General features: G+C 55.7%; 9 protein-coding genes. All 9 read right to left on the reverse strand.

Annotated features, from left to right (window positions below; translation table 11 throughout):
* Positions 1 to 418: 418 nt before the first annotated feature.
* Positions 419 to 1,432 carry a DNA-protecting protein DprA gene (gene dprA, locus IPI29_01220; protein ID MBK7411161.1) on the reverse strand — a complete coding sequence of 338 codons (1,014 nt, stop codon included), beginning with the start codon at positions 1,430 to 1,432 and terminating at the stop codon, positions 419 to 421.
* A 259-nt stretch (positions 1,433 to 1,691) separates the two neighbouring features.
* The gene (locus IPI29_01225; GenBank protein ID MBK7411162.1) at positions 1,692 to 4,706 is read right to left on the reverse strand and encodes a hypothetical protein; all 3,015 of its coding nucleotides are present in this window, start codon (positions 4,704 to 4,706) and stop codon (positions 1,692 to 1,694) included.
* Positions 4,699 to 6,045, reverse strand: a complete 1,347-nt coding sequence (locus tag IPI29_01230; GenBank protein ID MBK7411163.1) for a phosphoglucosamine mutase — start codon at positions 6,043 to 6,045, stop codon at positions 4,699 to 4,701. The genes IPI29_01225 and IPI29_01230 overlap by 8 nt, the downstream gene beginning before the upstream one ends.
* Before the next feature lie 30 nt (positions 6,046 to 6,075).
* On the reverse strand, positions 6,076 to 7,464 hold the full coding sequence (locus IPI29_01235) for an aminopeptidase P N-terminal domain-containing protein (GenBank protein ID MBK7411164.1): 1,389 nt from the start codon (positions 7,462 to 7,464) through the stop codon (positions 6,076 to 6,078).
* Positions 7,465 to 7,488: 24 nt separating this feature from the next.
* Positions 7,489 to 8,220 carry a ComF family protein gene (locus IPI29_01240; GenBank protein MBK7411165.1) on the reverse strand — a complete coding sequence of 244 codons (732 nt, stop codon included), beginning with the start codon at positions 8,218 to 8,220 and terminating at the stop codon, positions 7,489 to 7,491.
* A 3-nt stretch (positions 8,221 to 8,223) separates the two neighbouring features.
* Positions 8,224 to 9,294 carry a tryptophan 2,3-dioxygenase gene (locus IPI29_01245; GenBank protein ID MBK7411166.1) on the reverse strand — a complete coding sequence of 357 codons (1,071 nt, stop codon included), beginning with the start codon at positions 9,292 to 9,294 and terminating at the stop codon, positions 8,224 to 8,226.
* Between the two features lie 2 nt (positions 9,295 to 9,296).
* On the reverse strand, positions 9,297 to 9,911 hold the full coding sequence (locus IPI29_01250; protein ID MBK7411167.1) for an RDD family protein: 615 nt from the start codon (positions 9,909 to 9,911) through the stop codon (positions 9,297 to 9,299).
* Complete coding sequence (locus IPI29_01255) at positions 9,898 to 11,748, reverse strand: bifunctional homocysteine S-methyltransferase/methylenetetrahydrofolate reductase (GenBank protein ID MBK7411168.1); 1,851 nt, start codon at positions 11,746 to 11,748, stop codon at positions 9,898 to 9,900. Before IPI29_01255 ends, IPI29_01250 begins: the two co-directional genes overlap by 14 nt.
* Positions 11,745 to 12,206 (reverse strand): DoxX family membrane protein, encoded by a 462-nt coding sequence (locus IPI29_01260; protein ID MBK7411169.1) that lies wholly within the window; start codon positions 12,204 to 12,206, stop codon positions 11,745 to 11,747. Before IPI29_01260 ends, IPI29_01255 begins: the two co-directional genes overlap by 4 nt.
* Positions 12,207 to 12,219 lie beyond the last annotated feature (13 nt).

The following is a 12,219-nucleotide window of genomic DNA, read 5'->3' on the forward strand; positions in this document are numbered from 1 at the left end:
CGTTCATAAGATTGATGATCGAAAGCCTCATTATTCTCGTTGTTCAAAGAACTGTCAGTTGTCCAAGTGGAATCTATACTCTTGGTGTAGTAAGCAGCACATGTGGCCGATACCAACCAAATCTCTTCGGTAGGAGACACGGATATCTCATTGACGCGTCCGTTGACTATGAGCAGAGCACGCCGGTCTCTCGTCTGACCATACATGGTACACGCCACAAGGAGGATTGCTATTGCAAGACAGTACTTCATATTTGCGCCAATGGATAGGAATCGCCAACAACAAATTACATCGATAGTCCACGACACAAGAGATGGGCACCTCCGTACCTCCGTATCTCCGTAACTCCGTAACCCCGTAACCCCGTAACCCCGTAACCACGTATCTCTGTATCTCCGTATCTCCGTATCTCCGTATCTCACCTCCCCACATACCGCTGCCCGGGCAGCTGCTGCACCTTGCCCTCCATCTCCAAGGCCATGAGCCGCGAGAGAGCTTCGCTGATCGTACACTGCCATCGTATTGCGAGTTCATCAACGAGATGTGGCTCGCCATCATCGAGTCCGGGGATGGAGCAGGAGTTGGAAAGGGGCTCCTGGTTGTGTGAGAGGTTTACGTCGTTAGATACATCGTCAGCAGTTGTAAGGCATTGAGCTTGACCCGACCTAATAAGCGCATTGCACCCCTCACTTCGCGTGGAGTTGATGGGACCGGGCACCGCGTAGAGCGCCTTACCTTGTTTCGACGCGAAGTCGGCGGTGATCAAGGCGCCCCCTTTCTTCTTGCTTTCGATCACGACGATGGCATCACTCAACCCACTGATGATCCTGTTGCGAGCCGGGAAATAGGGTGGCTGTGCCTTGATCCCACAAGCATGTTCTGATATCACGCAGCCGCTATTCTGCGCGATGCGGTCGGAAAGGTCATTGGCAGGGATGGGGGTGATCTTGTCGAGTCCGCTGGCGATCACAGCAATGGTCTTTCCGCCGTGACGTAGACATGTCTCGTGGGCGATCATGTCGATGCCGTTCGCGAGTCCACTTACGATGGTACAACCTCTCCTCGTCCACTCCTCAACAAACGTTTCCGTAACCGGCTTGCCGTAATGAATGGTGCACGATCTGGTTCCGACCACTCCAACAGAACTATCAGATTCGGGAGGGAGCGCCCCCTTCACATAGAGAAGTGCCGGATGTGTCTCGATCGCACGTAATCGATGCAGATAGCGAGGATCATTGAAGGCGATGATGCTGATGCCAAGTTCTTCGCACCGTTCATGCTGACGTTGTGCCTGCTCCTCGAGGTCCATCGGGTGTCGCCCAATGGCCTCCAGCGCATCATTCAGTGTTGTGTGCGTGCAAGCAAGGTCCCGCACCTCAGCCGAAGTGAGTCGTCCGGCAAACGACAACGCAATGATATCGATGAGTTCCATCCCTCATCGTGCGTGGAAGGGGGCGAAACGTGACGAATTCAGAATAGCGAATAGCGAATAGTGAATAGCGATTATTCGGTCAGCCCCGTAGGGGCGAAAGTTACCTAGCCCATGACGAAGTCATGGGGGTAAAGCGACGAAGTCATGGGGGTAAAGCGACGAAGTCATGGGGGTAAAGCGACGAAGTCATGGGGGTAAAGCGACGAAGTCATGGGGGTAAAGCAGCGAACAGAGAATAGCGAATAGCGAATCCCTACCCCTACAACGCTGTCATCGTTGCCTTTACACTTCGAGCGAGGGCCGGACGAAGGTCTGTGGGAACGGTGGACGTAACATCGTCGAGTGTACGTGTGAGGTCTTCGCTGAAGGTGCGCAGACGTGGCAGTACGTCAGCAATGATCGGGGCATCGCTCGGTACTTCAATGGTCACCTTACCAAGGTTGAGGAAGAGAGCAATGATCTCGGCCTCTTCTTGTGATGCACAGTCGATCACGGTGTCTTGGCGAGCCCCCTTCCAACATGTTACACGCCATCCGAACATGGTGCCATCGACTTCTGCGCGTGTGAGTCCGGTGTCGACGATGATGGTCCTGCGATGTTCTTCGGGGAGTTGTTCGAGAAGGGGCGTGTACCACTGACGCAATGGCTTGATCTTATGCTTGCGCTCGAGTTCGTTGGCAAGGGCGTTGGTGAGGTGACGGACGTTGCTTGGACGGTTCCACCAGGCAAAGGCGAAACGATAGACCCAACGTTGTTCTTCGTCGGTAAGTGCAAAGACGTCCTGCATGAGCCACTCATCAAGCTTGCGACGATCGCGGTGGATGGTTTCCTGACGTACACTGTCGGATGATGCGGCACCAAGCTCGGCAACGAGGGAACGAATGGGTCTGCGCGACAATTGGGCGTGACGCTTGAGATCGATGGCGTCAAGAATGGTATCAGTTGGAACAGGAAACTCCTGGGCATCCCGCACGGTGATATCAAGAACGTTGTCTTCCAAGCGCACGAGTTCCGTGAGGAAGAGTCCCATGGAGGAATTCATCCACAAGGTCAAGGCATCAGCACGCGTTGGCTCGTGGAGTGTGATCCCAATGAAGGCATCGGTGATATAGGCCTGCACGGAATTGGCACACACCAACCATCTGTCGCTTTGATGTTTGGGAATGATGAGATGAGGTGTGGCAGGGGGCTGTAGGTGCCACCACACTTCGCGGTGACGTACCGATGAGCGCAAATGAATGCCGTCTCGCTCTGCACGTTCAATGCGTGTTAGTACGTTGGTTCCGGCAAGTTCTGTACGATCGGTAGGCAGGAGCAGAAGCCTGCGGTCCGAATGGGGAAGTCCAAGCATGGTCTCTACATCATCGGCTGATGTGAGGATGATATTGTCGCGCACTGACCCGTCATCCATCGCGCGTTGCCAATACTGCATCTCGAGATCGTCATTGGCGATGTCATGAGTATTGGGTGCAAAGAGGTCGTTGGCACCGGTCCGCATGCCCCCTGACACATCGGCGATATCCTTGAGCGAGCGGAGGTGTGGTCCGGTCTTCACTAGGATCGATGCAAGAATGTCAGGAGGAATCAGGAAGTCCTCCCATGATGGTCGCTCACGCAACGTGGTCTGACCCACCATTCGTACAACGGCCTCATCGTTGAGCTTGCCACGCTCGGATGCATCGAGGTAGGCAACGAATTCATCGAGGGCCTTGAGACGTGCTTGTTCGAGATCGCGCGATGCCTTTGATGTAGGGAAGAAGGCAGCGATCGGACGTCTCAGATAGACAAATCGAGCAGGGGGCTCCTGCACCGTACCCTCGGGGAGTTTGCGCGCAATAACACAACACACACCGGTATCGGGTTCTGCGAGCGCTTCTGCGTCACTGACCACAACCCACTCTACGGCAAATCGCGAGGTGAGTGCGTATCGCATGGCGTCGTACTCTTCGTCGTGCAGGCTCGACATAGGAAGGAATAGCACGATCACGCCGTTATCGGCAATGGGCATTCTACTGAGAAGGAGTCGGAGTCGGTGACGGTCATGATGATCCGTCGACGAGGCAACAACAAGATCCCACGGTGTCTTCGAAACCTTGGTGTCCCGCAAGATCCGCACATCATTGGTGGCGTCGAGCCTCCCGCTGGATCGCAACACCACGGCACGCTCATCATCGGCTGAAGGGGCGTAGATGCGTGCGTCGCAGGTGTCGCTGCCCGACATCAAGATCTGTCGTACGCTTGCAAGTCCCTGGGTTGGACCGAGCTCAAGCATGGTCATCTTCCCACTGATACGTCCACGCACATGGATCACGGCACGCAGCGCTAGGTCGATTGCATCGATCGTTGGAACACTCGTCCGCTGTACGCGCGCGCACCGCTGAAGGACGGCATCAACAGCTCGATGAAGCTCGGTATCAGAGAGACGTTCCGGATCGAAGCGATGCAGGAAATGCACGAGATCCGCCAAGGTCATACGGAACATGGCCTCACGCTTGGGCAAGACATGCACATCATCCACACGTGACGGAAGCATTGCAAAGCCCCTTCGTCTGGCTTGACGGAAGAAAGCGCCTACCAGGTCGAGCATGAGATCGGCACTCTGCGTTCCGTACGGAATGGAGAGTCGGTCTATCTCTCCCGGCTTGCGCAGCTGCATGAGGACGTAGGCCAATACACTTGTACCGAGACGAAGTGCGGCGTCACGCTGACCGATTGTGGCATCGGTGCAAAGCACCATATCGTCAAAGAGGGAGGTAACGCGCTCAGCAAAGAATGCAGAGGCGTCCTTGACGCGTTGCGCGGGGTCGAGCGCGGAATCAATGTTCAGCCACGACAGCGAATGTTTGATCGCTGTACCAACGTTCATCGACGAAGCAGCAACACGTACGTCATCAAGCGATTGAATATCGCCCCCTGCCTGCCATCCTACCACCTGATCCTCATCGGGCATGCGGCGGGTAACAGCGTCGGTGCGGTAGGTAACCACTCGACGGAAATTCGTGAGCATGAAGTACGGGGCCTGCAGGCGCGAGGCAACACTGCGGAGTCGGTCCCGCGGTACATCATCGAACGGACTCTCTGCCGGGAGCAGGGCGTCAAGCACGCAGAGGACATTGCCGCTCTTTTCATCCCGTACCACCGTGAACGTGCCCTCTACGCTGGAATGATCCTCGGCCTTCATCGTTGCGAGTCCACGATCGATGGCGTCACGAACACAAAGTGCAAGGACGGCCCGGGCATCAACGATGCCTCTCAAATGTGCGGTGTTATCCATTGATCAGGGAGCGAACGCGGGAAACAAGTTCATTGGCTTCATCTCGAGAAGGGGCTTCTGCAATGATGCGCATAATGGGTTCGGTGTTGGACGCACGCACATGGACCCAACGGTCGGGCCAGGCAGCATGTACTCCGTCATCCGTGGAGAGTGTAGCATCAGAGAATGACGTAACAACGGAAAGACGGAGTGACTCTAGATCGAAGCCCTGAGGGAGGTCGATCTTGGTCTTGACCATTTCATACTGCGGAAGTTTGGCACATGCCTGACCAAGCGTGGTGTTGCGGTGACGCAGCAGGGCCGAGATAAGACCGAGACCAACAATGCTGTCACGTCCGGCATGGCACGCCGGATAGATCACACCGCCGGAACCTTCACCGCCGATCACGGCATTCACGCGTTGCATCATACGTACAACATTGATCTCGCCAACAGCCGCGCGATGGGTAACGTATCCATGTTCGACGGCAATGTCATCCACAGCTCGCGTCGTGGAATAATTCACCACCACGTCGCCTCGTGTTCCAAGGGCCATCACAGCCTCCGTTGCAAGGGTGATGGTGCGTTCTTCTCCAATTGGCGTGCCTGTTTCATCGAACAGAACCAATCGATCGGCATCGGGATCAACAGCCACTCCGAATGCAGCCGCGTGTTCCCGAACGGCATCACCGAGTTGCGTGAGATTCTCCGAGATCGGCTCCGGTACGTGTGGGAATACTCCCGAGCCATCGGCGAACAACCTGATAACAGTGTATCCGAGAGCTTCCAAGAGAGCCGGCACGATGAATGAGCCTGAGCAATTCACGGCGTCAACAACAACACGTTCTCCGTTGGCCTTTGGCGCAGAACGAACAGCATCAAGATCGAGAACTCGGTCGATGTGCAACTCTGCTGCATCATCAACAAGTTCGAGGTTGCCCGATTGTTGATCGGCGGAGAGAGGGAAGGATCGTTGATCGACGGCCGACCAAAGTTTTGAGTTAGCAGTAGCATCAAGGAAGACGCCCCCTTCATCGAGGAACTTCAATCCATTCCACGGAGCAGGATTGTGCGAAGCCGTTATCGCAATGCCACCAACAGCATCGGAATGTTCGGTCATCAGCTGAACTGTCGGTGTGGTGGCCATACCCAGCACACGCACTGTGCGTCCAGCGGCACGTAGGGCACCAACAACCACGTGCTCTATCCACAGGCCGCTTGGACGTCCATCCCTGCCAAGTACGATTGGTCCAGGTGGCAGGATGGCAGCAAAACCAAGGGCATAGTCGGCCACAAGAGATGGGGTAAGATCATCACCAAGAGTTGCACGCAGACCGGAGATCGAGCGGATGAAGGACATGGAATACAGGTACAGTTCGTAAAGGTTGTGTTAAGGGGCTTTCCCAACCACCGCTTCGATCTCGTCAGCAGTGCGGACGAGTTTCTCCGACATGTTCACCGGACCGTTCTTTGTAATGAGAATGTCGTCTTCGATCCTCACGCCAATGTTCCACCACTTTCGGTCGCACGGTGAACCTTCCGGAATGTAGACGCCGGGTTCAACGGTGATAACAGAGTTCTCCTTGAGCGGACCGCTTGTTCCCGGATCATGTACGTCAAGTCCGAGGTAGTGGGATGTGCCATGGTTGAAATATCGACCAACCTGTTCAAGACTGTCGATGATCCCTAGTTCCATCATTCTCCGTGCGATCACAGCCTTCGCAGCGGCATGTGGTGCACGGAACGCTTCACCCATACGAGATGCAGCGATTCCGGAGTCTTGCGCTTCGAGAACCATATTGTAGATCAGACGTTGCTCACGAGAGAACGTGCCATTGAGTGGGATGGTTCGCGTGATATCGGCTGTGTAGCCATGATACTCCGCACCACAATCTGCAAGGACAAGATCATTGCTCTGTGTTGTTCTGCGGTTGGTGGTGTAGTGCAGAATGCAGGCGTTGTAGCTTGAACCAACGATCGACGGATAGCCAACATCCTCAGCCCCTTGTCGCTTGAATGCATACTCCATGAGGGCTTCGAGTTCATACTCCTTCATGCCCGGACGTGCGCCACGCATCAGAGAGTAGTGACCTTCAATCGAGATGTCGATGGCGCGCTGCATCAGGCGGAGTTCCGCTGTGTCTTTCACCTCACGCATACGTGCGAGAACGGACATCGGGGTCTTGAGAACGATGGAGCTGTTGCGCTCCTTCATCCACTTCTTGATGTCAACATCGGTGTAGACGTTTCGACCAACGAGAGGAATGTTCAGTGCCTTTGTAGGAAGTGTTGCAACGTGGACGGTGTCTGTTCCACCAAGAAGGGAATCCAACATGGCTGACATGGCAGACACCGGCAGTGCCGTATCGAGACGGAGATGTTCCATGACCTCTGCCGGTCCCATCGTTACGCCTTGCCACACTTCTCTCGACGGATTGCGCTCCTTGATGAAGAGCACTTCGCGGAATGTGCGTTGTCCGATCTGAACACCTCGTGGAACGAGCAATAACGTTGCACCCGGTACCGTGACTCCGGTGAGGTAGAGCATGTCGGAACCCTGTCGGTATTCGTAATCAACATCGTTCTGTCGGTTACGCACATCTGCAGAGAAAACGATGGCGATGTTCTGCGCCGACATCGATGTTAGCACGCGTTCTCTGCGTTCCTTGTAGACGTGCGGAGGAATAAGGTCCGTGTCGTAGACCTCGTACCGAAACGTTTGCGCATCCACGGCGCTCATCACGAACATCATCGACAACAGAAGAAGGATCGATCTCATTGTCGCAAAATACCGCTCAACACGTCACACGGCTGCACAGAGCGTTGCGGCCTCCACCCGGACGGCTCCTGCCTCCAGGAGGGCCATGGCGCAGGTGTTAAGCGTAGCCCCCGTGGTGAGCACGTCATCCACCAATACGATGTGGCGTCCGCGAACCAATTCGGGCTTGGGGACCACAAAAGCCCCTTCCATGTTCCGAAGTCGTTGGTGCTCGTTTTGGGACGTCTGTGTTGGCGTGTATCGTTGTCTGATAACGGCATCGGGAGGGAGTAGGGGGCGAGATGATGCAACCGACCATCCCTGAGCAATGAGCTCCGCCTGATTGTACCCGCGCTCTCGTCGGCGTCCGGCGTGAATGGGCACGCCGAGGATGTGTGCATCCGGCGGGAGATTCTCCAGTTCCGGGTGACGTGCCAGCCAAGCACCAAGATCGCGGGCGAGTCTGGTTCGCCCCTTATACTTTACGGCATAGATGGCATTGTCGATCGTTGTGCCGGTACCCACTGCCCAGAGTGCGTGAACGGCCGAGAGTGCCAGGTCATCCGGGGCGAAATGTCGAAGCAGCAATACCGCCAACTCCGTGCTCGACGGGGCAGGAGGGTGATGCAGGAGTTCTGAGTCTGCGATGCCGCGTATGAGTTGCGGCTCTGTACCGAGATACCGTCCGCTCAACAGGCAGTGGGGCGGAAACCAGACGTGACCGAGTGCGCTGAGAATGTCATGTGCGCCTCGGACAACCGTGCCGAGAGCGCGCATGGTTCATCCTCGAGCTTCGTTAACGAATTGCAGTCGAGTGGCGATCTCTGCAGGCAACTCCGGCGTTACATCACTCGGGACGAGGAAGGACGAAAGAGATGTGAGGTCATCGAACACACGTTGGCGGATAGCCGTCTGCATTAGGTAGTCGTGACCGCTGGAGCCCCCTGTACCAACACGCATCCCGATCATTCTGCTTACCATCAAGGTGTGGCGGAACCGCCAGAGTGAGACCAGCTTGTCCAACTCGATGATGGCGTCGAGGAATCGATACGGAGTGTGAAGAAGGGGCTTATCACGGTACGATGATATGAAGAGTGTCGCCAGCGTGGCTCTTTGTGACATTCTGCGTGTTCCGTTGGCAACGAGTTCGGCATAACTGTCCGACTCGAACAGGGCCAAGAAGCCCCGTTCATTGGCATCGATCTGTGCAAGAGCATCTGTAGGATCGGTGCCTTCTGTAGCGCTGAGTGATCGAACCTCTGAGCGATCGTTCTCCAACATCGACAGTACGGCGGTCTTGTAAGCATCCCAGAAAGCGTATTTGCCACTCTCCATGAAGGGGATCTGTTCCAGCCAACGTTCGATGGCTCCAAACAAGGTTGTGCCCTTGGTGGCTGCATCGAGTTGTTGACGGTGTGCTTCTGAGAGGGCCTCGGTGTAGTGCTTCAACACGCGCTTTTGCTCTGGTACACCGAGTGTGCGTTCAAGCACGCGCCATTGCATTGATTGGAAGCCACTTGCCGGATTGAGGTAGGCGCGGAAGTCCATGAAGTCGCCCGGAGACATCGTCTCGATCAACGTGAACTGATTGACGAGGTGTTCCATGATGCGGTTCACACGCTGAACGCGAGCAAGACACAGGGCAACATCGGATTCCGGAACATATTCACGATCAAGCAGCGAGATCACCGATCCAACCTCCACCAAGACCTGTTTGAACCACAGCTCAAAGGTTTGATGGGTGATGATAAACAACATCTCGTCGTGGGCGGGATGTCCGTGTTTATCGCTTTCAGGATGCTGTGAATCCAGCAACGTATCAAGCGCCAGATATTCGGAATAGTAGGCCATGATCAGTGCACATCCTGAGTGTCAAAAACAGCTGTTTGTGCGATGAGGTCATGAAGTGCGAGTCGGGCCGTAGAGAGCGCAGCGAAACATCCGAAGAAGATCACAACGCTTGCAAAGGAACCGATGCCTTCAAAGAAACCGAGGGCCGGCAGTAGAGCGACCACTTGAAGCAGGGCGCTGAGATTCTTGATGCCATACCGCTTGAGGAAGAGAGCAATGTTGCCTGCTCGGCCATCTTGGTGAGCAACCACGATCCGAAGAATGCGCTTGCCGGGAGAGGCGCCGGTGATGCCTTCGATGAGTGGGTAGCATACGCTTACGACAAGACTTGCCAGGATCAATCCGCCCATCATCGATTGAACGAGATCTTGAATGCTGGAGTCGATGCCGATCATGTCGTAGATCGACAGGACCTCGTTGATCTGCTCTTGGATCGGACCGCCAACTTGTACCTCCATGGCCATGAGCAGCAGCCCAATACCAAGCATCACGGTTAGACTGATCAAGCCGTCGATCAGGAATGCTACGAGTCGTTTCCCAAAACCGATACGGATGTATTCGATGGGAGGTGTAGATGGAGCGCCGAAAGGATTGGACGAATAGTCAGGTTGTTGCACGGTTCACCTGTGATGATTGTACGTCGGAGAGAATGCGAACTGCAATGTCATATTTCTTGAAAGGGGGCATAAGGTAGATGCCATCGATCACGTCAACCACTCGCGAGAGGAAGTTCACGGCTATCTCAATACCGATGCCCGTTGCGATATCGGTGTTATCACCGGCCTCAGCCATTCTGTTGCGCACCCATTGCGGAATGGTCATACCCGGCACTTCATAGTGCAGGAATTCTGCGTGACGGATCGTGCGTAGCGGAATAACACCGAGCATGAAGTTGATGTCGATCCCCTTAATGCGATCAAGGAACCGATCAAGCAACTCTTCATCGAACACGGGCTGTGAGAATGCCACATGAGCCCCTTGCTCGGCCTTCATCGCTAAACGGTCTATCTCGCGTTCCATGTCTTCGGCGGCAGGGTTCACGGCGCACGAGATGCAGAACCCGGTAGGTGTGCCAAGAGGATTGCCCATGAGATCCCGACCGGTATTCATCCTGCCCAAGGCGCGGACAAGTCCGATGGAGTCTACGTCATAGACACTGGTAGCCGACGGAAAATCACCGATGTGTGTTGGGTCTCCGGTAACGGCTAGGATGTTCCGCACGCCAAGTTCATGAGCTCCGAGAAGCTCACTCTGAAGCGCCACCATGTTGCGGTCCCGGCACGCCAGATGCGAGATGCACTCCATCCCTGTTGCATCGTGTACGAGCTTTGAGATGGCGATCGGACTCATGCGCAGTCGAGCGCGTGCACCATCGCTGATGTTCACCGCGTCGAGACCATGTTGCTTGAGATAGCGCGCTCCCTCGATCACACTGGACATATCCAGGCCGCGCGGAACGTCCAATTCCACGGTGGTCACCAGACGTTTGCCGAATGCCTCGTGGAATGATGTCTTGACAGGGGGCAGGTGGTTTGCCGTATCGTCGTGTTTCACCTTCTTCACAACAACAGGTGTGTTGCCTACCACTGCACCGGAGACGGCTTCGGCGATCGCACGAATGTGTTCTACATCAGCACCGCCATCTGCTCCGATGATCGCTGCGCCTGCTTCGACAAGCCTGCGCGATGCTGCAGCAACGTAGGATGGCTCGGCGTTGTAGAGCGGTATGCCGTCAACAATGGTGGGAATGCCCACGTCGGGCATGGCCACGAGCGGAACCTCGCTCACGCGGAGCGACTGAACGATGCCAAGCATGCGTTGCGGTCCAACGGTTCCGTTGGAACCGATAGCCTGCACGCCGTGACGGGTGAGGCGATGCGCTACGTCGGATGGATAAGATCCGCTGAGGACCGACCCATCTTCCGGAAATGATTTGAGTGCAATGAGCGGGATGGATTTACTTAGCGCTCTCACGGCATCGATGGCGATCTCGAGTTCGTCAAGGTCGATGAACGACTTGAGCATGATGAGATCAGCCGTGGCGGCCAGAAGGGCCGAGATCTGTTCCGTGAAGCAGGCGCGGAGATCGTCGGGCTCGAGCGGACCAAGTGGACGAAGGAATCGTCCGCTCGGACCTACCACTCCGGCAACCACGGCGCGTGACCCGGCGGCGGCCCGTGCAAGCCAAACGCCCTTGCGGTTGATCTCGTGGACGCGCGCTGATAACATCGATGATTCGAGTGCGTAGCGGTTTGCGTTCTGCGTGTTGCTCTGAAGCAGGGTGGACCCAACATCAAGGAAGTCGTGGTAGATCCGTTCGATCACAACCGGAGACGTCAGATTATACCTGTCGCACGGGCGTTCCGTGAACCCGCGTCGGGCAAGTTCGATGGCCATTGATCCGTCGGTAACGATCGGTCCAAGCCCTAGTCGGTCAGCAAGCGTTAGACTCATTGCTTTGTACCCAAGAGTCCGTTCTCGAGCGACACAGCTGTTACCGGACGCCATACGAGGTAGGCGCACATGCCGATCATGGCCGTGTTCTTGAGCACCTTCAGCCAGCTCACTTCTTCGCCCCCTTCAGCACCGAAACACCCACAGTCGATCTTCAATCCCCATGAAACAGCCCAGGCTACGGCCACGGTGAACATCACGAGCATGATCCCGGAGAGCGCGGCGCTGGTCCGCACCCGATAACCGGCAACCAAGGCGCCCCCTGCCAGAAGCTCCAGCCAGGGGATCACAAGGGCATAGGCGTTCACAAGCCAGTTCGGCATAAGGCCATAGTGACCTATCGAAGTAGCAAAGGCAAGGGGCTCCATGATCTTCGGGACGGCAGCATACACGAAGTAGCCGCCGATGAAGACGCGCAGAGCCAAACCGATCCAGGGTCGAATTGCATCCATAAGCATGTAAATTACATCG

This window comes from Ignavibacteria bacterium (genome assembly GCA_016707005.1).
In the GTDB taxonomy this organism is placed as follows: Bacteria; Bacteroidota; Ignavibacteria; order Kapaibacteriales; family Kapaibacteriaceae; genus UBA10438.

What these genes read in the sequence shown, in the direction of transcription:
- dprA (MBK7411161.1), bottom strand. Translation starts at nt 1,432, where the DNA reads ATGGAACTCATCGATATCATTGCGTTGTCGTTTGCCGGACGACTCACT.
- IPI29_01225 (MBK7411162.1), bottom strand. Translation starts at nt 4,706, where the DNA reads ATGGATAACACCGCACATTTGAGAGGCATCGTTGATGCCCGGGCCGTC.
- IPI29_01230 (MBK7411163.1), bottom strand. Translation starts at nt 6,045, where the DNA reads ATGTCCTTCATCCGCTCGATCTCCGGTCTGCGTGCAACTCTTGGTGAT.
- IPI29_01235 (MBK7411164.1), bottom strand. Translation starts at nt 7,464, where the DNA reads ATGAGATCGATCCTTCTTCTGTTGTCGATGATGTTCGTGATGAGCGCC.
- IPI29_01240 (MBK7411165.1), bottom strand. Translation starts at nt 8,220, where the DNA reads ATGCGCGCTCTCGGCACGGTTGTCCGAGGCGCACATGACATTCTCAGC.
- IPI29_01245 (MBK7411166.1), bottom strand. Translation starts at nt 9,294, where the DNA reads ATGGCCTACTATTCCGAATATCTGGCGCTTGATACGTTGCTGGATTCA.
- IPI29_01255 (MBK7411168.1), bottom strand. Translation starts at nt 11,748, where the DNA reads ATGAGTCTAACGCTTGCTGACCGACTAGGGCTTGGACCGATCGTTACC.
- IPI29_01260 (MBK7411169.1), bottom strand. Translation starts at nt 12,206, where the DNA reads ATGCTTATGGATGCAATTCGACCCTGGATCGGTTTGGCTCTGCGCGTC.